The 20,569-nt window shown below is 64.9% G+C and carries 18 protein-coding genes; 14 read left to right on the forward strand and 4 right to left on the reverse strand.

What is annotated here, in order from left to right:
* The first annotated feature begins 1 nt into the window (after position 1).
* Both NTV05_03190 and NTV05_03195 read left to right on the forward strand, forming a co-directional pair.
* Entirely contained in the window at positions 2–2,338 is a 2,337-nt protein-coding gene (locus tag NTV05_03190) for a xanthine dehydrogenase family protein molybdopterin-binding subunit (GenBank protein MCX6543402.1), read from the forward strand.
* Positions 2,338–3,339 (forward strand): xanthine dehydrogenase family protein subunit M, encoded by a 1,002-nt coding sequence (locus tag NTV05_03195; protein MCX6543403.1) that lies wholly within the window; start codon positions 2,338–2,340, stop codon positions 3,337–3,339. Before NTV05_03190 ends, NTV05_03195 begins: the two co-directional genes overlap by 1 nt.
* Before the next feature lie 196 nt (positions 3,340–3,535).
* Here the strand turns inward: NTV05_03195 and NTV05_03200 are convergent, their stop codons facing one another.
* Entirely contained in the window at positions 3,536–4,246 is a 711-nt protein-coding gene (locus NTV05_03200; protein ID MCX6543404.1) for an alpha/beta fold hydrolase, read from the reverse strand.
* A gap of 163 nt (positions 4,247–4,409) precedes the next feature.
* On the opposite strand from NTV05_03200, the gene ettA reads away from it, so the two are divergent.
* The 12 genes from ettA (at position 4,410) to NTV05_03260 (ending at position 16,720) form a co-directional block, all read left to right on the forward strand.
* On the forward strand, positions 4,410–6,086 hold the full coding sequence (ettA, locus tag NTV05_03205; GenBank protein MCX6543405.1) for an energy-dependent translational throttle protein EttA: 1,677 nt from the start codon (positions 4,410–4,412) through the stop codon (positions 6,084–6,086).
* 167 nt (positions 6,087–6,253) lie between these two features.
* Positions 6,254–7,270, forward strand: a complete 1,017-nt coding sequence (locus NTV05_03210) for an NAD-dependent epimerase/dehydratase family protein (protein MCX6543406.1) — start codon at positions 6,254–6,256, stop codon at positions 7,268–7,270.
* A 165-nt stretch (positions 7,271–7,435) separates the two neighbouring features.
* Positions 7,436–8,857, forward strand: a complete 1,422-nt coding sequence (locus NTV05_03215) for a sigma-54 dependent transcriptional regulator (protein MCX6543407.1) — start codon at positions 7,436–7,438, stop codon at positions 8,855–8,857.
* Between the two features lie 192 nt (positions 8,858–9,049).
* Complete coding sequence (locus NTV05_03220) at positions 9,050–10,318, forward strand: outer membrane protein transport protein (GenBank protein MCX6543408.1); 1,269 nt, start codon at positions 9,050–9,052, stop codon at positions 10,316–10,318.
* A 2-nt stretch (positions 10,319–10,320) separates the two neighbouring features.
* Complete coding sequence (locus NTV05_03225) at positions 10,321–12,516, forward strand: molybdopterin-dependent oxidoreductase (GenBank protein ID MCX6543409.1); 2,196 nt, start codon at positions 10,321–10,323, stop codon at positions 12,514–12,516.
* A 2-nt stretch (positions 12,517–12,518) separates the two neighbouring features.
* Entirely contained in the window at positions 12,519–13,058 is a 540-nt protein-coding gene (locus NTV05_03230) for a 4Fe-4S dicluster domain-containing protein (GenBank protein MCX6543410.1), read from the forward strand.
* Positions 13,059–13,069: 11 nt separating this feature from the next.
* Positions 13,070–14,032, forward strand: a complete 963-nt coding sequence (nrfD, locus tag NTV05_03235) for a polysulfide reductase NrfD (GenBank protein ID MCX6543411.1) — start codon at positions 13,070–13,072, stop codon at positions 14,030–14,032.
* Positions 14,033–14,062: 30 nt separating this feature from the next.
* Positions 14,063–14,599, forward strand: coding sequence for a YeeE/YedE thiosulfate transporter family protein (locus NTV05_03240; GenBank protein ID MCX6543412.1), 537 nt, complete (start codon positions 14,063–14,065; stop codon positions 14,597–14,599).
* A complete protein-coding gene (locus tag NTV05_03245; protein ID MCX6543413.1) occupies positions 14,596–15,192 on the forward strand; it encodes a YeeE/YedE thiosulfate transporter family protein in 597 nt (198 codons plus the stop codon). The genes NTV05_03240 and NTV05_03245 overlap by 4 nt, the downstream gene beginning before the upstream one ends.
* Positions 15,193–15,195: 3 nt before the next feature.
* The gene (locus tag NTV05_03250; protein MCX6543414.1) at positions 15,196–15,864 is read left to right on the forward strand and encodes a rhodanese-like domain-containing protein; all 669 of its coding nucleotides are present in this window, start codon (positions 15,196–15,198) and stop codon (positions 15,862–15,864) included.
* 45 nt (positions 15,865–15,909) lie between these two features.
* Positions 15,910–16,161 (forward strand): hypothetical protein, encoded by a 252-nt coding sequence (locus tag NTV05_03255; protein ID MCX6543415.1) that lies wholly within the window; start codon positions 15,910–15,912, stop codon positions 16,159–16,161.
* Positions 16,136–16,720: a nucleotidyltransferase gene (locus NTV05_03260; GenBank protein MCX6543416.1), complete on the forward strand. Its 585-nt coding sequence runs from the start codon at positions 16,136–16,138 to the stop codon at positions 16,718–16,720. The genes NTV05_03255 and NTV05_03260 overlap by 26 nt, the downstream gene beginning before the upstream one ends.
* 31 nt (positions 16,721–16,751) lie before the next feature.
* Here the strand turns inward: NTV05_03260 and NTV05_03265 are convergent, their stop codons facing one another.
* Genes NTV05_03265 through NTV05_03275 form a run of 3 tightly spaced genes read right to left on the reverse strand, consistent with a single transcriptional unit; the run spans position 16,752 to position 20,467 of the window.
* Entirely contained in the window at positions 16,752–17,336 is a 585-nt protein-coding gene (locus tag NTV05_03265; protein ID MCX6543417.1) for a DUF2585 family protein, read from the reverse strand.
* A 1-nt stretch (position 17,337) separates the two neighbouring features.
* Positions 17,338–20,115, reverse strand: a complete 2,778-nt coding sequence (locus NTV05_03270; protein ID MCX6543418.1) for a hypothetical protein — start codon at positions 20,113–20,115, stop codon at positions 17,338–17,340.
* Positions 20,105–20,467 (reverse strand): Rieske (2Fe-2S) protein, encoded by a 363-nt coding sequence (locus NTV05_03275; GenBank protein ID MCX6543419.1) that lies wholly within the window; start codon positions 20,465–20,467, stop codon positions 20,105–20,107. Before NTV05_03275 ends, NTV05_03270 begins: the two co-directional genes overlap by 11 nt.
* Positions 20,468–20,569 lie beyond the last annotated feature (102 nt).

A 20,569-nucleotide genomic window follows, 5' to 3' on the forward strand; every position in this document is an offset into this window, starting at 1 on the left:
CATGAAGCTCGATGACACCTACTACTGGGACGGGCCGCTCCCCGAAACGCAGGCACCCGCGTCGCCCCCGGAGCCCTGGGGCGAGACCAAGGTTGTCGGCAAGCCGATCGTCCGGATTGACGCGTTCGACCGCGTGAGCGGCAAGGCCGTCTTTCCGTCGGACGTCGTGCTCCCGGACATGCTGCACGCCGCGATCCTGTCGTGTCCGCACGCCCACGCGATGGTCAAGACCGTCGACACGAGCGACGCCGAGAAGATGCCGGGCGTCCAGAGCATCCTCAAGGATGGGGTGGCGGGAACCAACATCCCGTGGTTCAGCGGCGGCGGAGGGTTCGCGAGCCGGTTGTTCGATTCGCATGCCCGATACCAGGGCGACGAGATCGCCGCCGTCGCCGCCGACACGATCTACCAGGCATGGGACGCGATTCGCGCCATCAAGGTCGACTACGACGTACTCAAGCATGTGACCAGCGTCGAGGACGCGCTGAAGCCGGATGCACCGGCGGTTCGCGAAGGCGGCAACAAACCCCAGGCTCCCGCGGCGTACCAGCGGGGCGACGTGGCGGCTGCCTTCAAGACGGCCGACGTAGTGGTCGAGTACTCGTTCAGCACCCCGTATGAACTGCACAACCCGATGGAGCTGCACGGCTGCGTGGCGAAGTGGGATGGGCACCACCTCACGATTTGGGAATCGACGCAAGGGGTCTACGCGGTCCAGGCCACGATGGCGCGAGCGCTGGGTCTGCCGTTGGCCAATGTGCGGGCGATCGGCCACTACATGGGCGGCGGATTTGGCGGCAAGCTCGACGCGGGCAAGTACAGCGTGATGGCGGCACTGCTCGCCCGGAAGACCCGGCGGCCGGTCCGGCTCTTCGTCACGCGGGAGCAGGAATGCCAGTCGATGGGTAACAGACCCGGCAACACCATCACGCTCAAGGTGGGCGCGAAGAAGGACGGCACTCTCGTCGCCTTCCAGTCGTCGGTTGTCGGATCGGGCGGGGCGTATTCGGGCAGCGGCACGGGCGGCGTCGACTTCGTCATCCGTGAACTCTACAAGTGCTCGAATGTCCGCTGCGAGAACCAGAGCGTCTACACGAATGCCGGGCCGCAGCGGGCGTTTCGCGGGCCGGGGCATCCGCAGGGGGCGTGGGCGTTGGAGATTGCCATCGATGCGCTCGCCGCGAAGCTCGGGATGGATCCGCTGGAGCTGCGCCGGAAGAACTTCACGTCCTTCAGCCAGTCGCGCGATGGGAATCCGCCGTACACCTCCAACGGCCTGGTGCGCTGCTACGACGAAGGCGCCAGGGCGTTCGGGTGGACGGAGGCGCGGGCGCGCGTGCCACAGACCGGCCACATCAAGCGCGGCGTCGGCGTGGCAGCCGGCATGTGGCAGGGCGGGAATGGCGGGCCGCCGTCGACGGCGATCGTCAAGCTCTTCTCCGATGGCAGCGCCAATCTGAACCTGGGTGCGAGCGACAATGGGTGCGGCACCAAGACATGGGGTGCCCAGATCCTGGCCGAAGAACTGGGCGTGCCCGTCGATCGCATCTCGATCGAGCATGCCGACACGGGCACCACGCAGTTCGCGACGCCGAGCGGCGGCAGCAAGACCGTGCCCACCGAGTCGCCGGCCATCCGCGCCGCGGCGCTCGATGTGAAGCAGCAGTTGCTGGCGATGGCGGCCGATCATCTCAAACTGCCCGCATCGGATCTCGAATTGCGAGGCGGTGAAGTCGTGTCGAAGAGTGATTCGTCGAAGAAGGCCGCCCTCGGTCAGATTCCGGCGTTCAGAAGCCGATCGCTGCTGGTGGGCGTCGGCTATCGGGGACCCAATCCCCCCGGCAAGGCGATCAATCCCTTCGCGGTCCAGTTTGCCGAGGTCGAGGTCAACACCAAGACGGGCGAGATCAAGGTCCTGCGTTTCCTGGCGGCTCACGACAGCGGCCGCGTCATGAACCTGAAGACGTTCCAGAACCAGGTGTTCGGGGGCGTGACGATGGGGATTGGATTCGCGCTCACTGAAGACCGGGTGATGGATCACAAGCAACTTGGCCGGATGCTGTCGGCCAACCTGCACGATTACAAGTTGCCGACAGCGCTCGATGCGCCGGCCGATAAGACCATCGTCGTCGTCGATCCGCACGACACCGAGTGCAATTCGACGGGAGCGAAGGGCGTCGGCGAGCCTGCCACGATTCCAACGGCGGCCGCGGTGGCCAATGCCGTGTTTCACGCGACAGGCCTTCGGCTGACCGAGGCACCGATGAATCCGTCGCGCGTGCTTCAGGCGCTCGCGGCTCTGAAACCGGCCTCAAAGGGCCAGAAGGGAGGAGAGTGATGCTCCGGTCCTTTGCCTACGTTCGGGCCACGTCGCTCTCCGACGCGTTCAAGCAGCTCGACGGCCCTGCCGCTCGAGTCCATGCCGGAGGCACCGACCTGCTGGGATGCCTGCGCGACAACGTGATGACCGCACAGAAGGTCGTGAGCATCGGCGCCATCGCCGATCTTCGCGGCATTGGCCCTGCGGCTGATGGCGGTTTGAGGATCGGCGCGCTGACGACGATCGCCGAACTGGCGGCGCATCCCGTCATCAAGCAGAAGTACGCCGCACTGGCTCGGGCGGCATCCGTCGTCGCGAGTCCTCAACTGCGGAACCAGGGCACGCTCGGCGGAAATCTCTGCCAGCGGCCGCGCTGCTGGTATTTCCGCGGCGATTACCATTGCACGCGGAAAGGTGGAGACACCTGCTACGCGATCGGCGGCGAGAACCAGTACCACGCCATCTTTGGTGGCGGTGCGTGCTGGATGGTCCATCCGTCCGACACGGCGCCGGCGCTCATCGCGCTGGATGCCAGGGTCCGCATCGCCGGGGCAAAGGGCTCGCGTGTCGTCGCGCTGGAGAAGTTCTACGTCCTGCCCGACGACAACGTGCAGAAGGAAACCGTGCTCGAGCCGGGCGAGATCGTGGCCGAGGTGCTGCTCCCACCCGTTGATCCGGCGATGATGAGTTCGTACCGAAAGGTGCGGGCCCGCGGGTCGTGGGATTTCGCGATGGCGGGATTCGCGCTTGCCATCTCGATCAAGGCCGGCAAAGTCGATCGCGTGCGCGCCGTGCTGTCGGGCGTGGCCCCTACGCCATGGCGATCGCCGAACATCGAACAGGCGCTGCTGCAGAAGAATCTGGATCAGGCGACGATCGCCAAGGCGGGCGCCGCCGCCATCGTCGGCGCCAAACCGCTGGAGCATAACTCGTACAAACTCCAGATGGTGCGGGGCGTCGTGGAGGAGGTGTTGGGGGCGGTCGCCGGGAGCCAGCCGTCGGCGACACGTCGGGATTAGGGGGCCGTGTAGCGCGACTGGCGTCTGCCCTGGGATCGCCGGGCTCCCCGACTTCGCTCGTTGAGCTTCGTCGAGGTCTCGCCGTAGCGCGGAGCGCGGAGGCGGACAGCCCGGCCCGCGTCTTGGCCACGTTGGAACGTGGCGATCGAAGGGGAGTCGTGTAGGGGCACGGCATGCCGTGCCCGCACCTTCGCCGTCACGCCGCGACGAGGGCCCGTATCCAATCGACGATCCGGTCCTGGATTGCGGCGTAGACCGCGTCCTGCGGAATGCCCGACCGCTTCGGAACGTCGAACGAGTGGCCGCCCTGGTCGACTGCGTAGATCTCGCAGGGGGCCGGCAGGACGTTTACGAATGTCTGCAGCTCCGCCGGCGTGCCGAACGCGTCTTTCGCACCCTGCACGAAAAGCATCGGATGCGTGATGGCCGGCAGGTGCGATACCCGCACCTGCTGTGCCCGCCCGGGAGGATGCAGCGGGTAACCCAGTAGAACCAGTCCGCGCAACCGTGTCGGCCAGGTCGACGCCGATCCGGCGTCGATGGCCAGCGAGGCCGCCAGGTGGGTGGCCATCCGCCCGCCGAGCGACTTGCCGCCGATGAACAGCGGCCGCCGCCCCAGCCGACGATCGCCCGAGACGTCCGCGAGCACGGCCCGGTAGCACTCCTCGAGCACCGGTTGCGGGTCCGGCAGCTTCCTGCCTCGCTCAGTGAATGGGAAGTTGAACGTGACAACATCGAGCCCGCGGGCTGCCAGGCCGCTGGCAAAGCCAACCATGAAATCGCTGGATTGATGGCTTCCCGCACCATGCGCCAGCACGAGCGTCGCGAGTGCCTGGGTTCCTGCCAGATAGGCCAGCGCCGTCACGCTGGTTCCGCCCGCCGCGAGGATGCTGCGCGTCTCGGTCATGCCCGTCCCCTTGAGTCTCTTGTGACAGGCAGCATACGCTATCTACGCGAAACGAATCGCGGGGGCCGAGCAATCTGGGCGAATCCTGAATCGCAAACCCCGAATCCCGAGAAGGTGAACTCCCGGGTTCGGTGGCGCTAAGTTACTGAAGAAGAGGGTCTTAATGGCGGCGCAGTATATCTACACGATGAAGGGGCTGGGGAAAGTCTACCCGCCAGACCAGACGGTTCTGAAAGACATCTGGCTGTCATTTCTGCCGGGCGCAAAGATCGGCGTGCTGGGCCTGAACGGCGCAGGCAAGAGCACCATCCTGAAGATCATGGCGGGCATCGAGAAGGACTTTCTCGGCGAAGCCTTTCGGGCCGAAGGCACGACGGTCGGCTACCTGGAGCAGGAGCCGCGACTGGATCCTGCCAAGACGGTGCTGGGCAACGTAGAGGAGGGCGCAGCCGAAACCAAAGCCCTGCTGGCCCGTTACGACGAGATCAACGGCCGGCTTGGAGAAAACCTGAGTCCCGAGGAGATGGACAAGGTGCTCGAAGAGCAGGGGCGCCTGCAGGACACTATCGACGCGGTCGGCGCCTGGGATCTCGATTCGAAGCTCGAACTGGCGATGGACGCCCTGCGTCTGCCGCCGGCCGACGCAGATGTCACGACGTTGTCAGGCGGCGAACGCCGTCGCGTGGCACTCTGCCGTCTGTTGCTGCAATCGCCAGACCTGCTGCTGCTCGACGAGCCGACCAATCACCTCGACGCGGAATCGGTGGCGTGGCTCGAACAGTTTCTCCAAGCCTACGCCGGCACGGTCGTCGCCGTGACGCACGACCGGTACTTCCTCGACAACGCCGCCGGCTGGATTCTTGAACTCGACCGCGGCGCCGGCATCCCGTGGGAGGGCAACTACTCCTCGTGGCTTGAACAGAAAGAGAAGCGTCTCGAAGTCGAGGAACGGCAGGAAGCGCGGCGGCAGCGCACGCTGCAACGCGAACTCGAGTGGATTCGGATGTCGCCGCGCGCCCGGCAGGCCAAGGGCAAGGCGCGGCTGAACGCGTACGAGGCGATGCTCACCGAGGAAGGGCAGCAGCGCATCGATCGCGCTGAGATCTACATTCCGCCAGGGCCCCGCCTCGGCGATATCGTCGTCGAGGCGCGCGGCCTGCGAAAGGGCTACGGCGACCTCGTGCTGATGGAGGGCATGGACTTCACGCTGCCGCGCGGCGGCATCGTTGGCGTCATCGGGCCCAACGGCGCGGGCAAGACGACGCTGTTCAGGATGATTACCGGTCAGGAACAGCCCGACGCCGGCACGCTACGGATTGGGGAGACGGTGCAGGTCGGATACGTCGACCAGTCCCGCGACGCGCTCGACCCGAACAAGAGCGTCTGGGAAGAGATTTCCGAGGGCCGCGACGAGGTCCTGCTCGGTAAGCGCGAGGTGGCATCGCGCGCCTACGTCTCGTGGTTCAACTTCAAGAGCCGCGATCAGCAGCGCAAAGTCGGCACGCTCTCGGGCGGCGAGCGCAATCGCGTGCACCTGGCGAAGCTGCTGAAGAAGGGCTGCAACCTGCTGCTGCTCGACGAGCCGACCAACGACCTCGACGTCGACACTTTGCGTGCGCTCGAGGACGCCATCCTCGCGTTCGCCGGCTGCGTCGTCGTCATCAGCCACGACCGGTGGTTTCTCGATCGCATCAGCACGCACATGCTGGCCTTCGAGGGCGACAGCAAGGTCGTGTGGTTCGAAGGCAACTACCAGGATTATGAAGTTGACCGCCATCGCCGGCTTGGCGCCGAGGCCGACCGGCCGCATCGGATCAAGTACAGGAAGATGACAAGGTGATGCCAGGGGTGGGCCCCCGTGCCCCCCCCTGACACCGGGGCAACCACAGGGGGTTGCCTCTACGGTAGACCCTCGGCGATGGGTAGGGGCGCGATTCATCGCGCCCGGCATATAATCCTTCAGCACTGGGCACTCATCACGCATCATTCATCCCCGAGAGGTTCCTTATGCGACGACCTGCAGTTCTTGTCACCGGCGCCAGCGGCGAAATCGGCCATGGGCTGATTGCCCGCCTGGCCGCGGGCGGCTCGACCACCATCATCACGCTTGACGTCCGGGCGCTCGACGCGTCGCTCGGCAAACTGGTGCATCGCGAGGTCATCGGATCGATCACCGACAACGCGGCGCTCGATCGGATCCTCGCCGAGTTCGACATCGACCACGTCTACCATCTGGCGGCCTACCCCTCGACGCGGCGCGCGTTCACGCCCGTCACCGCCCACCGGGTCAATGTCGAAGGCACGATGAACCTGCTCGAATTCGCCCAGAAGCAGAGCGAATCGCACGGGCGCCCGGTCGTCTTCCTGTACCCTTCGTCGATTGCCGCTTACGGGATGCCAGACCTTGAGACCAAGGCCAAGGCGGGACGCGTGCTCGAGGACGAGTTCAATCATCCGACGACGATGTACGGGTGCAACAAGCTGTATTGCGAACATCTTGGGCGGTACTACGCGCGGCACTACAAGCAGCTGGCTGCCGAGCCGCTCAGTGGCAGAGTCGATTTCCGCTGTGTGCGGTTTCCTGGACTCATTTCGGCGCTGACAGAGCCGTCCGGCGGAACCTCCGACTACGCGCCCGAGATGATCCACGCCGCGGCGAAAGGTGAGCCGTACGCCTGTTTCGTGCGGCCGGATACGCGCATCCCGTTCATGGCGATGCCCGACGGCGTCGAGGTCCTGCTCAGGCTGGCGGCGGCGCCGCGAGAGAGACTGTCGAAGACGGCGTACAACGTGGGCGCCTTCAATCCATCGGCCGAAGAAGTGCGGCAGGTCGTGCTGAAGAGTTTCCCTGGCGCCGCCATCACCTACGTCAACGACGTCAAGCGTCAGGGCATTGTCGATTCGTGGCCGGCCGACGTCAACGATTCGGCCGCGCGATCCGACTGGGGCTTCGCACCAACCTACGACTTCACCCGGGCGTTTTCGGAGTATCTGATCCCGACGATCCGGGAACGGTACCGGTGACCCTGGACCTCGGTTCGAACCGTGATCCTGGCGGGTGTAACCAAGTACAGCCCGCCTGAATCTCTTATCCGGCGGATCCGTCCAGCTCCCAGGGCGGATCGTTCTTGGCCCCCCCAGGTCGATCGCCGCCATGCCCTGATCGGCCCGAACGGACGAGGGTTTCCGATGAGTACTGCCGACATCGAGCCGCCCAGCCTGACTGACGAGACGCGCAGCCGCCTCGAGGAAGTCGCTGCATGGTCGGCCGTCAGTGCGGCCTTCGGATCGCTCGGCCGCGCGTTCATCTGCGCCGACGCCGACTTCCGGATCATCCACGGCTCGTACGTGCTGGACGAACTGTTCGGTGACGGAGCCGCCGCGCGCATCGAAGGGCGGTCACTCGAAGAAATCTTCGGCCGGGATCTGTTCGGCACATCCGGCACCCTGCGCCAGGCGCTGACGGCTGGTGAACGCCGCGAGGGCTGGCGCGCTCAACTGAGCATGGCCGATGGGGAAGCGCGCCTCATTTCCCTGAGCGCGGCACCGTTTCCCCAGAACCTGCGGTTGGCCTGCAGCCTCAGGGTGAAGTACGTCGTCGTGCTCCGCCCATCAGAACAGGACCGCGACGATGTGCTCGGGGCGCCGGTCACGGTGGGAGGGCTGGTGGCTCGCTCGCCGGCGATGGCCAGAATCTTCACCCTCGTCGAGAACCTCAGGCACACGGAAGCGACCGTCCTGATTACCGGCGAGAGCGGAACCGGCAAGGAACTGCTGGCTCGCCTGATTCACGACCAGTCGCCACGCCGACAGGGGCCCTTCGTCGCCGTCAACTGCGGCGCCCTCCCTCACGAACTGCTGGAGGCCGAGATGTTCGGCCACGCGCGCGGCGCGTTCACCGGGGCCGTCCGCGACCGGATCGGCCGCTGCGAGGCCGCTTCAGACGGCACGTTGTTTCTCGACGAGGTCGGCGATCTTCCGCTGGCCTTGCAGGTGAAACTGCTCAGGGTATTGCAGGACGGGACATTCGAGCGCCTTGGCGAAAACCAGACTCGGACCAGCCGCGCCCGCGTCGTGACGGCGACCCACGTGGATCTGTCGAAGTCCGTCCGAGAAGGCCGCTTTCGCGAAGACCTGTATTACCGGCTGCGAGTCGTCCCCATCGAGATCCCTCCGCTGCGACGTCGCCGCGAGGACATTGAACCCCTCGCGCAAGTGCTGCTTGCCCGCGTCTGCGCCCGGCACGGTCGCGCGCTCCGATTCTCGCCTGACGCGCTCCGGGTGCTGCTCGGGCACGACTGGCCCGGCAACGTCAGAGAGATGGAGAATGCCCTCGAGTACGCGGTGACGGTCTGTCAGGGACAGACTATTCACCCCGAGGATCTTCCTGAATTGACGGGAGACAAACCAGGTACCGGAGTTGCGCTTGCCTCGCCGCCTTCCCCACGCGTCGGATCGCCCGATCGGGGCACGGGGGATTATGAGCATCTGCGAAGCGTGCTCGACGCGCACCACTGGCGCCGCGACGAGGCGGCCCGGGCTCTCGGTATCAGCCGCATCACTCTGTGGCGGCGGATGCGGAGATACGGAATGCTTCACGAAGAAACATAACGTGTCAGGCATGACGAAACATATTGAAACACCATGCATCACATATTCAGTCTCACCGTAGTGTCACATTGGCCAAATTATTAGTAATTTGGCCCATTCTCCAATTGGCACGACCTAAGCATATATTGCATTGGCCCCAGTGCGTGAGCTTCGCACAGCGAAGCCAGCGATTGTTCTACCCAAGGAGTGCCGATGCGCAAGATCATCCTCGTCGCGACCGCAGCAATCATTCTGACGATGACGACGGCCAGACCGGTGTCGCTACTCGCGAGTGACGGGTACTTCAGCCAAGGCTATGGGACCTGCTCCCAGGGCATGGGCGGCGCAGGCGTCGCCTTTCCGCTCGGCCCGTTATCACCCGCAACCAACCCGGCATCGCTGGTGCTCTCGGATCCTGGATGGGAATTCGGTGTCGGGCTGTTCAATCCGAATCGCCACTACGAGGTGATCGGCGACCCGTCTGGTTATCCCGGCACGTTCGGTCTTGCTCCGGGCCTCATCGACAGCGGAAGCCGTCTGTTTCCGGTCCCGCATCTGGGGTTTGCCCGCCCGCTCGGGTCCAGCGCGTCCATCGGGATCGCGGTCTTCGGCAATGGCGGGATGAACACGAACTACAGCGCTCGCACGTTTGGTTTCTCGCCGACGGGCATCAACATGTCGCAGTTGTTCGTCGCGCCGACCTACTCGATGAAGCTCAACGCGCGGAACGCCGTCGGCGTGACCGCGCTCGTGGGCTACCAGATGTTCAAGGCCGAAGGACTGCAGGCATTCAGCGCTTTCTCGAGCGATTCGAAGAACCTGACCAACAACAAGACGGATTCGGCGTTTGGTTTCGGCGTCCGTGTTGGTTACGTTGGGCAGCTGTCCAAGTCTGTTTCCGTCGGCGCGGCGTACCAGTCGAAGGTCTACATGAGTCGCTTCAAGAAGTACGCGGGCCTGTTCGCCGAACAGGGCGGATTTGACGTGCCGTCGAACTGGACAGCCGGCGTTGGCATCAAGCTGAACGACGCATTCGACCTGGCATTCGACGTCCAGCAGATGCGTTACAGTGACGTCAAATCGGTCGGCAACCTCATGTTGCCAAACCTGATGCAGGCGGCGCTTGGCGCGACGGGCGGCGCGGGCTTCGGATGGAAGGACATGACGGTCGTGAAGACGGGCCTGCAGTACCGCGTCGGCGGCGGCTGGACCTGGCGGGCCGGCTACTCGTACGGGAAGCAACCGATACCCTCGAGCGAGGTGCTGTTCAATATCCTGGCTCCGGGAGTCATCGAGCACCATGCGACCTTTGGCATCAGCAAGGATCTGGGTCGCGGACGCGCCTTCGATGTGGCCGTGATGCGCGCGTTCAACAAGACCGTGTCTGGTCCCAATCCGCTCGAGGCACCGGGCCAGCAGACGATCACGCTCGGCATGAATCAGTGGAATGTCACCATCGGCTACTCGATCAGGTTGAAGTAATCGTGGATGCCCTCTCCCGTCGTCGATTCCTGAAGATCTCTGCTGCCACGCTGGCCGTCACCTCATCGGCGGCCGGTGTGGCGAAGTTCGCCGACACCGCCCTTGGCAACGGGGTGCCGCCGCGCGGCGTGCAGAAGATCCCGACCTTCTGCGACATCTGCTTCTGGAAGTGCGGCGCGGTGGCCTACCTGCGTGATGGCCGGCTCTGGAAGATCGAAGGCAACCCGGCGGATCCACTCAGCCGTGGCCGCCTATGCCCGCGCGGCACGGGGGGTATCGGGGCGTACTTCGACGACGACCGGCTGAAAGCGCCACTCATCCGGAGGCGGCAGCGTGGGGAAGACGTGTGGGCCCAGGTGACGTGGGACGAGGCGCTCGGACACATCGCCGGGAAGATGCAGGCCATCAAGGCAAGGTACGGTCCCGAAGCCATCGCGCTGTTCTCGCACGGTCTGGGCGGCACGTTCCTGAAGCACACGGTGAAGGCGTTTGGCACACCGAACATCACGGCACCCTCCTTCGCGCAGTGCCGCGGGCCGCGCGACGTGGGTTTCCACCTGACGTTCGGCGAGGAGATTGGATCGCCCGAGCGCACCGACATCCGGAACAGTCGCTGTCTGGTGCTCATCGGATCGCACCTCGGCGAGAACATGCACAACTCACAGGTGCAGGAATTCGCCGAAGCCATCGGCAACGGCGCCAGCATCATCGTCGTCGATCCGCGATTTTCGGTGGCGGCCAGCAAGGCGAAACACTACCTGCCGATCAAACCCGGCACAGATTTGGCCTTGGTGCTGGCCTGGATGAATGTTCTGGTCTCTGAAGGGCTGTACGACAAGGAGTACGTCGCGCAGTACGGGTTTGGCTTCGAGGCATTCGCTGCGTCGGTCGCCGGTTTTACGCCCGAGTGGGCCTATCCGGAGACCGGCATTGAGGCGAGCCTCATCCGTGAGACCGCCCGGGAGATGGCGCGCTACCGGCCGGCGACACTGGTGCATCCGGGCCGGCACTCGACATGGTACGGGAATGATACGCAGCGAAGTCGAGCCATCGCCCTGTTGAACGCGTTGCTTGGGAGTTGGGGCCGCAAGGGCGGGTTCTACGCCCCGGCCAGCATGGACGTTCCCGGCTACCCGTACCCGCCCTACCCGAAATCCGAGAAGGGCAAGGTCGACAATCCAGGCGCGAAGTACCCGTTCGCACTCGAGCCGATCACCACCGGGATTCGCGAGGCGACGATCACCGGTCACCCGTACCCGATCAAGGGCTGGTTTACCTACGCGACCAATCTGATCACGGCGCTGCCCAACGAGCCGGAGACGATCAAGGCCATTCGGAATCTGGACCTGCTGGTCGTCGTCGACGTGATCCCGACCGAGATGGCCGGCTGGGCTGATGTCGTCTTGCCCGAGTCGACCTACCTCGAGCGTTACGACGACGTGAACGTGGAACTGTTCCGCGAGCCATTCGTGGCGCTGCGGCAGCCCGTCGTGGCGTCACCGCATGACCAGAAACCCAACTGGTGGATTGCACGAGAATTGGCGCGAAAGCTGGGCCTCGAATCCTATTACCCCTGGAAGACCATCGAAGAGTACCTCGAGTTTCGGCTGACGAAGGCTGGCCTGAGTTTCGCGGAGCTCAAACAGAATGGCATCATCCACGGAGCGCCCCAGCCGAACTACTTCGAGGACGGGCTGGAGCCGAAGTTCCCGACCGCGTCAGGCAAGATCGAGTTCTACTCGACGGTTCTCCGCGACAAGGGGTTTGATCCCGTGCCGACGTACGCCCGGCCAACCGAGCCTCCTCCGGGCGCCTTCCGCCTGCTCTTCGGGCGAGCACCGGTGCATTCGTTCGGCCGCACACAGTCGAATCCAATCCTCAACGACATGATGGACGAGAACGAGGTCTGGTTGAACGCGGACATCGCCGCGCGTCTCGGTTTCGCCCACGGGTCGTATGTGAAGCTCCGCAACCAGGACGGGGTGATCAGCAACCGGGTGAAGTTGAAGGCGACCGCGCGCATTCGTTCCGACTGCGTCTATATGGTGCACGGCTTTGGTCACACGGCCGTGAGGCTGCGGCGCACGGTCGGCCGGGGGGCAAGCGACGCGCAACTCATCACCCGCTACACGACCGACCCGCTGATGGGCGGCACGGGGATGAATGTCAACTTCGTCACCGTCGAGGCGGAGGCGTAGACGTGGCACGCTACGGCATGGCAATCGATACCCGGAAGTGCGTCGGGTGCATGGACTGCGTGGTTGCGTGCAAGACCGAGAACGGTGTGCCGGAGGGACTCAACCGCGACTGGATCGCCTATGAATCGGCAGGGAAGTTCCCGACGATTCACATGGAGATTCGGTCCGAACGGTGCAATCACTGTGACAATCCGCCGTGCGTGGCGTGCTGCCCGACCGGCGCCAGCCATGTGGACGACCTGGGTCACATCGTCCTTGTCACCCACAACGCGTGCATCGGATGTAAGGCGTGCCTGGCGTCCTGCCCGTACGACGCGCGGTTCGTGCATCCGGACGGATACGCCGACAAGTGCACGTTCTGCGCGCACCGCGTCGGCGAGGGCCTCGATCCTGCGTGCGTCATGGTGTGCCCGACGCGCTGCTTTACCTTCGGCGATCTCGATGATCCCCAAAGCGCGATCACTCGCGTGCTCGAGTCGCGCAGGGGACATGCTCTCCTGACTGACGCCGGCACCGGGCCGCGCATCTTCTACCTGGACTGACGTGGTGATCCATGACGCCTGAACTGTTCATCACGCGGCATAACGAACTGGTGGACCCGTTCGTCCAGGTCTGGAGTTGGCAGATCCCGGTCTATCTGTTTCTCGGCGGGCTGGTGGCTGGCATGATGATCATCACCGGCTTCTCGCTCGTGAAAGGGCGCTATGGCGAGCGCTCGTGCATCTGCTCGGCGCTGCCGGGTGTTGGCCTCGTGATGCTCAGCCTTGGCATGCTGGCCCTGTTCCTGGACCTCGAGCACAAGTGGTACGTCTGGCGTCTCTACACGACATTCCAGCCGTCCTCGCCGATGTCGTGGGGCGCGTGGATTCTCGTGCTGGTCTATCCCGTGCTCATCGCAAGCTGGCTTGTCCGGCCTCCCGCTCTGCTTGAGGATCTCAGCCAGACCGTCGAGCGCGCGTCGGCATGGCTGCAGGCCCGGCCGCAGGCCGTTCGTGCGATGGGTGCGGCCAGCCTTGGGCTCGGCGTGGCGCTCGGGATCTACACGGGGATCCTGCTGAGCTCGCTTGGAGCCAGGCCGTTGTGGTCGAGCGGCATTCTGGGCCCGCTCTTCCTCGCCTCCGGGCTCTCGGCGGCCGCCGCGTTCACGCACATGGTGGCCCGAAACGAGCACGAACGCATCGAGATGGCGCGCCTGGACAACGTGGCGCTCACTGCCGAATTGGGCATCCTGGCGCTGCTGATGCTCGGCCTGTTCTCCGGCAGCGCACCACAGATGGCGGCGGCGGGCCTGTTCATGGGAGGCGCGTACACGGCCCCGTTCTGGGTGTTCGTTGTCGCGCTCGGCATCGTGATGCCGCTGATTATTCAGAACCTGGCCGTGGCGCACCGAATCGCGCACACACCGCTCGCACCGTTGATGGTGATGACCGGAAGCCTCGCGCTGCGGTTTGTCTTCGTTCAGGCGGGGCAGATGAGCCACTGGGCGCACGGTGTGTTGGGGGTCATCAGGCATTGAGGATTGGGGATTCAGACCGAAAGGACGTACATGACGACAACAACTGGTGATCGCCGGCCGCAGGCGTACACGAATCCCTATCTGGCCGGGATCGGCCTCGGCCTGGTGCTGCTCTCCTCGTTCGTCCTCGTGGGACGAGGCCTGGGAGCATCGGGCGCGTTCAATTCGGTCATCGCTTGGGCCGTCAACGCAGTCGCTCCGGCTCATGCGAGGAGCAACGAGTTCATCGCCGGCTATCTCGGTGACGGCAGCGCATCGCCGCTCAAGTCGTGGCTGGTGTTCGAAGTGATTGGCGTGTTCGCCGGAGCCATGCTGTCGGGTCTGCTGGCCGGCCGCACGAAGGTCATGACCGAAAAGGGCCCGCGCGTGTCGGTCCGCATGCGGCTGGCGATGGCGTTCGCCGGCGGCATACTGATGGCGTTCGGAGCGGCGCTGGCTCGCGGATGCACGAGCGGTCAGGCGTTGACCGGTGGCGCCCTGCTGAATCTCGGCAGTTGGGTGTTCATGATGATGGTATTCGCCGGGGCGTATGCCGTGGCGTATTTTGTCAGGTGGCAATGGCGATGATGGCACCCTTTTTCAAGTACGGGCTGTTCGGCGACCAGACGAGCCTGGTTGTCGCATTCTTCATCGGCATCGGTTTCGGGTTCTTCCTCGAACGCGCAGGGTTAGCCAGCGCACGCAAACTCATGGCGCAGTTCTACCTGACCGATCTCGCCGTGTTCAAGGTGATGTTCACCTCAATCATCACCGCCATGCTTGGCCTCACGTATCTTTCGTGGCTGGGCTGGCTGGACCTGTCGCTGGTGTACCTGGTGCCCACCTACCTGATGCCGCAGGTTGTCGGTGGCCTGGTACTCGGTGCGGGCTTCGTCACCGGGGGATACTGCCCCGGCACGTCGGTTGCCGCCACGGCGACAGGACGCGTCGATGGCCTGGTGTCAATCCTCGGCATCACCTTCGGGATGTTCGTCTTCGCCGAAGCCTTCCCGCTCGTGAAGGGGTTTTACCTGAGCGGAGCAGGGGAGGCGATGACCATACCGAAGGCCTTTGGCTTGCCCTACGGGCTCGTTGTGTTCGCAGTGGTCCTGATGGCGCTCGGGGGGTTCTACGGGGCGGGAATCCTCGAGAAGAAGATCGCGGCTCGATCCGGGGAGTGAACGATGCGCAAGTGGATCTCGACGCTCACCCTCAATAAGACCCTTGCGCTCGTGGCGCTGACCCTTGGTGCGATTGCCGTCTTCGCGGTGCCGGTGCCTGGCGGCACGATCACGCTGGATGCTAAGGAACTCGCCCTCGTCATCGGCAGGGAAGCCGATCATGTTGATCCGCCCGAGCTGGCGTCGTGGATCATCGAAGCCCGTGCCGACTATCGCCTGATCGACCTGCGCGGAGAAGCCGCGTTTGCGCAGTACTCCATCCCTGGCGCGATCAACGTGCCAACGGCGAGGCTGATCGACGCGGGACTTGGTCGTCCCGAGAAGCTCGTCTTGTACTCTGACGACGGCGTGGGTGCGGCTCAAGCCTGGATGCTGCTTAGAGCCCGGGGCTACAAGGCGGTCTACATGCTCAAGGGCGGCCTCGACGGATGGAAGGACCAGGTGATGTTTCCGATCGTCGCCGATAACCCCACCCCTGATCAGCGGACCCGCGACGAACGCGCGCGTTCGGTCAGCGCGTTCTTCGGTGGCCGGCCGCGCAGTTCGTCAACCGTTGCGGCTGGAGGATCGGGGTTCGCGATGCCGACAGTCCCGACCCTGCCAAAGGTGGCCGCGCCAGCGTCGCCAACGGGCGGAGCAAAGCCCACGGCAAAGAAGAGGGAAGGATGCTAGTGGCGCGCTCCGTGATCGCGGCACCGTCGGTGCTATGATCGCTGCGTGGAAGCCTCCGACATCCTTGCCTACGTCCACCGGGACTGGCAGCGCGTGGCCGACGCGAAGACAGCGTTTTGGCTTGAAACCAAGCGTGGCCTTGCGCCCGACGACGCCCTGACAATCGGCGGCCTGCTCTACAAACAGGTACGGCGTGCCCGCCCGGACTGGTTGGGCGAAGCCGACCGTTCCGCCGACCTGGCGGTTCACGTTCGCGTGACAGAGGCCCTTCGTGCCGTCTTCAATCGGCCCGTCTGATCTGCTCGCGGCACTCTCTCGCACCCTCGCGGGCCTCAACGTGCCCTGGTACGTGTTCGGCGCGCAGGCTGCGCTGATCTGGGGCCGGCCGCGCATGACGATGGACGTCGATGTCACCGTGCGGTTGGGAGACACGGACAGCGGCACGTTGGTCAGCGCATTGCAGGCAGTCGGGTTTGACCTCCGCATCGTCGCGACGCAGGACTTCGTGCAGCAGACCCGGGTACTGCCGTTCAGCCATCGACCAACCGGCCTCGCCGTCGATGTCGTGCTGGCTGGCCCTGGTCTGGAGGACGCTTTTCTTTCCCGGGCCGTCGTGCTGGAGATTGGCGGAACGAAGGTCCCGGTGATCAGCGCCGAAGATCTGATTGTCACGAAGATTCTCGCGGGACGTCCCAAAGACATCGACGACATTCGCGGCGTGCTCCAGGAGCGCGGCGGCGGCCTCGACATCGATCAGATCCGAAGCACTATCGAGATGCTGGAGCAGGCTCTAGGACAAAGCGACCTGCTGCCCATCCTCGACACCGAGATCGATCGGTGGCGCCGGCACGGCTGACACCCTGCCGCTCGCCGCTCACCACGGGCTGCTAGGGCAGCGGTCGTCCCGCGGTCTGCCAGGCTTTGATCGCGTCGAGTGGATGTACCAGCATGATGATGTTCAATGTCAGGTTGTCACGCACCCACAACGCCGTCCCGACTTCCATCGCGACCATGACGAGGATGGTCACCCACACCCGTGCGCGCCTGGCGATGACGAATCCGAGGCCGGCGAAGAGAATATCGCTCAGCGAATTGAAGACGCTGTCTCCCACATACCCCAGCGAGATGGTCACCTCGCGGTAGCGGTCAATGATGATCGGCGAGTTCTCGAGAACCTCCCACCCGGCTTCCAGGGCGAGCGCGCAGACAAAGCGTTGACGGACGGGCGCTGTCGGCGCGACGAACCAGAGAAACGCGTAGAACAGCATGCCGTGGATCATGTGGGAGAACGTGTAGGGATCGGCGAAGCGCTGCGACTGCTCGCTGCTCCAGATGTTGCCTTCCCAGAATCCCATCCTGCCATCCGGCCCGAACGGCAGCCGTCCCATCCAGAGTTCCACGGCCGCTGTCACGGCCATGATGGCGATGCCGGCGACGACAATCGACGCGTACTGACGATAGCGGGCAGGCATCCTAGCTCCAGACCGGCAAGACACACCGCGGGCTGCGCCGTGCCAACAGGCGTTCGAAATCCCGCACGGAGTCGCGCATGACGGCCGAGCTGGCCTTGTGGCACGTCAAACACGCACCCACCCTGAGAATCCGGCGCTGTTCTTCGATACTGAACGGCCGGACGTCGTCTCGCGTCGAGACCATGTCGTGGCGCTCGCCGAGAAACGGGATCCACGCGTTGGCTGGAAATCCGTCAGACGGCAGACGCTCCGAAGCGGGGGTGAACCGCCATCGCCCGCCAGCCGGCGTTGGTTCGTAGCGCAGGTCGCCGCGACCATAGCCGAGCGCGGTCGGGTTGTTGTGACACGACTCGCACGATCGCACCTCCCGCCTCGTCGTGTGCGGCTCGATGCGTGCGTAGAGCCGGCGGAACAGGAGATCTGACGGACGCCCCGCCTCGCGCTTGCGTTCAATGGTGAGGATCATCGCCGGGACAAACGTCTCGATCACCTCCCGCCGCGCGCCAGTTCCTTCGGGAAGACGCCGAATGCCGAGTGTGGGGAGGTCGGCAGCAAACGGGCCGGCCTTTTCACTCCAGGCGCCGCGGACATCGGCGTTGTCGATCCAATCGTAGGCAGCCGCCGAGGCGTCAAACGACGTGTGGCACGTCGGACAGCGGGGTGCCCACGCGGTGTGGCAACTTCCACACGAGAGCCGCGTGTGGCCAGGGCCTTCGAGGCACACGGGGATCGCCGGCTTGAGGTCTCTCCGCTCGCCGGTCCGCTTGCGAACCATGCGGGGCGTCCCCGTCGCGTCGATCAGCGCATTGACGAGGACGTCACCCTTCGGCGTCCTGACATAGTGACTCGGCTTGGGTCCAGGCCAGTTTCGCAACCCAAGAATCCGCTGCGATTCCGGGTCAATCCCGGCGGCCGCGACAACAGCCAATCGGGTTCCGGGAAGGGCGTGGCAGTCCTCGCACGCGACCCTGAGTTGCTCGCTCTTGCGACCGTGCGCGACGCCATCTCCCATCACTTCGGTAGACGTGTGGCAATCGATGCAGTCGAGACCCCGCTGCTGGTGGATATCGGGGATCAGGCGCTTGAAGATGCGATCATCCTCTATTCTGCGAAATCCCGACGGCACGGGCCGGGACCGATCGGATGCCTCGGTGGGGGCATCATTGATCTCGGTCCAGCCTTCGAAACTCGTTGCGATGCGGGCCGATCGACTATGGCAACCAAGGCACTGCCCGTTGCCGACGTCGAGCGACAGCGCCGGATGGACAGAGGGCGCCGCCGCTGCGCCCCGCATCTTCTGGTTCTCATAACGGGTCAACTCCGCCAGCGCCGCCGGGCTGTACGTCAGATGACACGCATTGCACCCGCCTCCGCGCGTCCCCTCGCCGTTGGGTCCCAGCGCGACCTTGGCCATCCCGAGGTGGCATCCCGCGCAGAGTTGCCTCATGTGCGTGTCAGCCGCCGTCCGGCCGAGATCCCGCACGTGGACGGGGCCATTCTGTCGACCGGCGCCTTCCTCGCCGAAGACGCGACGGTTGATGGCCACGATGCCGCTCATCGTGGCCATCAATGACCCCTCGACACGGGGGACAATCGAGGCGTGGCATGCGGCCTGGCCGCATCCGCGAATCGCCCTGGCCAGATTGCCCGCGATGACCTCCATGCCGGCGTGCGCACGCCGTTTGTCGACGGTGAACGGGTCGCCGCCGTGACACGACGCGCACCCGATGGCCTCGGGCCGGTGTGCGTTACCGAGTCCGGTAACGCCTCGATGGCAGATCAGACAGCCTTCGGGCCGCCCCATCACAACTGGAAGGGGTGCCGGAAGCGGAGAAGGCGCGTCGGGCGTCGCGGCGAGTAACCAGCCCACGCGCACGTTTCCGGCCCCGGTCGGCCAGCCGGCTTTCCACGACCAGTTCTCGCCGCGCAGAAAGCTTCCAACGCCGCACAGCCCGAGGTACGTCACTGCCAGAGCCAGCAGGATGCCCTTCGTCCAGCGCGCACCGGTCGCCGGGGCTGCCTGCACCGCATAGATAGCGCCCACGACAGCCGCACCTGCCGCGACGACGACAAGAGGCCACGGGGTCCAGTGCAGGATCTCCTGGAGACCGAGGAAGTACCACGGTCCCTTGACGACAGGTTCCAGGCCATCGTGCAGACCGGGAGACATGACGAGCGAGATGCCGCTGGTGACCAGCAAGACCGCCAGAAAGGCCGACCAGCGAGGCCACACGCGGCGTGCGTGCTCAATGACGAAGAGCCACACGATGATGGTCGCGGTAGCTGCATGCTGCACGTAGATCACGTCGAGGCGCTCGCCCGCACCGAAGAGCAACGTCGCCATCAACGGCCCGAGCATCGGCACCTGCGAGGTGGCCTCGCTCAGGATTCGCATGGCCTGCCGTCCCTCGGCGTCGCCGCGCAGCATGAACCCCGAGAGCATGATGAATGCCAGCAGTGGCAGCGTCAGTGCCAGACGAAGCCACACGCCCCGGCCCACGCGCTGTTCGGTTCGCGCGCGCAAGTGATCCCACATGTGGAGCAGCGTCAGCACCAGGCACAACTGGCCGGCCCAGTAGTGCGTGTTGCGAAAGAACGCCCCCGCGGGATTGCCGAGCATTAGGGCAGCGATCGAGCGGTAGCCGTCCTGTGCGTCGTACGGCACGGCGACGGCCGCGCCGGAGACAGCGGCGATGACAAATGCCGCCGTCGCGCCATCGCCGAGGGTACCCCATCGAAAGGCGAGAATGGGTGCGGGCTCGCCGCTGTCAGGAGACACGGGCAGTCCACCCTCCGGAGACCGGATCCGGTTCGATGTTGAACGGCTTGAGCGGACGCGTCGCGGGTCCGGTCGAAACCGTGCCGTCGGCGCGATACCGCGACCCGTGACAGGGACAGACCGCCTCGTCGCCGACAATCCGGTCGATACGGCAGCCCAGATGCGTGCAGCGCGCGGAAAAGACACGGATGGTGCCGTTGTCGGCGCGGTCGACAATGACCGCATCGAGCACGGACAGACCGACGGACACATCAGGCGGGATCGTGATTGTCGCGGGGACGCTCGCAGTCTGCTCGCGCCGCAGCATGGCAACAAGCCCGCCCAGGAAGGGAAGCGTCAGTCCAACGCCCATGAGACGCCGCAACACTTGCCGGCGTGAACGGCGAACCTCGTCACCTGGACCTTGCGCGGGAGCGGCGAACTGCCTCCTGGGTACCATCCTTGGAATTCTACC

The organism is Acidobacteriota bacterium, assembly GCA_026393755.1.
In the GTDB taxonomy this organism is placed as follows: domain Bacteria; phylum Acidobacteriota; class Vicinamibacteria; order Vicinamibacterales; family JAKQTR01; genus JBAXOX01.

Coding starts and splice junctions, on each gene's coding strand:
- NTV05_03265 (MCX6543417.1), bottom strand. CDS start 17,336: ATGCCTGCCCGCTATCGTCAGTACGCGTCGATTGTCGTCGCCGGCATC.
- NTV05_03190 (MCX6543402.1), top strand. CDS start 2: ATGAAGCTCGATGACACCTACTACTGGGACGGGCCGCTCCCCGAAACG.
- ettA (MCX6543405.1), top strand. CDS start 4,410: ATGGCGGCGCAGTATATCTACACGATGAAGGGGCTGGGGAAAGTCTAC.
- NTV05_03200 (MCX6543404.1), bottom strand. CDS start 4,246: ATGACCGAGACGCGCAGCATCCTCGCGGCGGGCGGAACCAGCGTGACG.
- NTV05_03245 (MCX6543413.1), top strand. CDS start 14,596: ATGATGGCACCCTTTTTCAAGTACGGGCTGTTCGGCGACCAGACGAGC.
- nrfD (MCX6543411.1), top strand. CDS start 13,070: ATGACGCCTGAACTGTTCATCACGCGGCATAACGAACTGGTGGACCCG.
- NTV05_03275 (MCX6543419.1), bottom strand. CDS start 20,467: ATGGGCGTTGGACTGACGCTTCCCTTCCTGGGCGGGCTTGTTGCCATG.
- NTV05_03215 (MCX6543407.1), top strand. CDS start 7,436: ATGAGTACTGCCGACATCGAGCCGCCCAGCCTGACTGACGAGACGCGC.
- NTV05_03195 (MCX6543403.1), top strand. CDS start 2,338: ATGCTCCGGTCCTTTGCCTACGTTCGGGCCACGTCGCTCTCCGACGCG.
- NTV05_03240 (MCX6543412.1), top strand. CDS start 14,063: ATGACGACAACAACTGGTGATCGCCGGCCGCAGGCGTACACGAATCCC.
- NTV05_03210 (MCX6543406.1), top strand. CDS start 6,254: ATGCGACGACCTGCAGTTCTTGTCACCGGCGCCAGCGGCGAAATCGGC.
- NTV05_03250 (MCX6543414.1), top strand. CDS start 15,196: ATGCGCAAGTGGATCTCGACGCTCACCCTCAATAAGACCCTTGCGCTC.
- NTV05_03220 (MCX6543408.1), top strand. CDS start 9,050: ATGCGCAAGATCATCCTCGTCGCGACCGCAGCAATCATTCTGACGATG.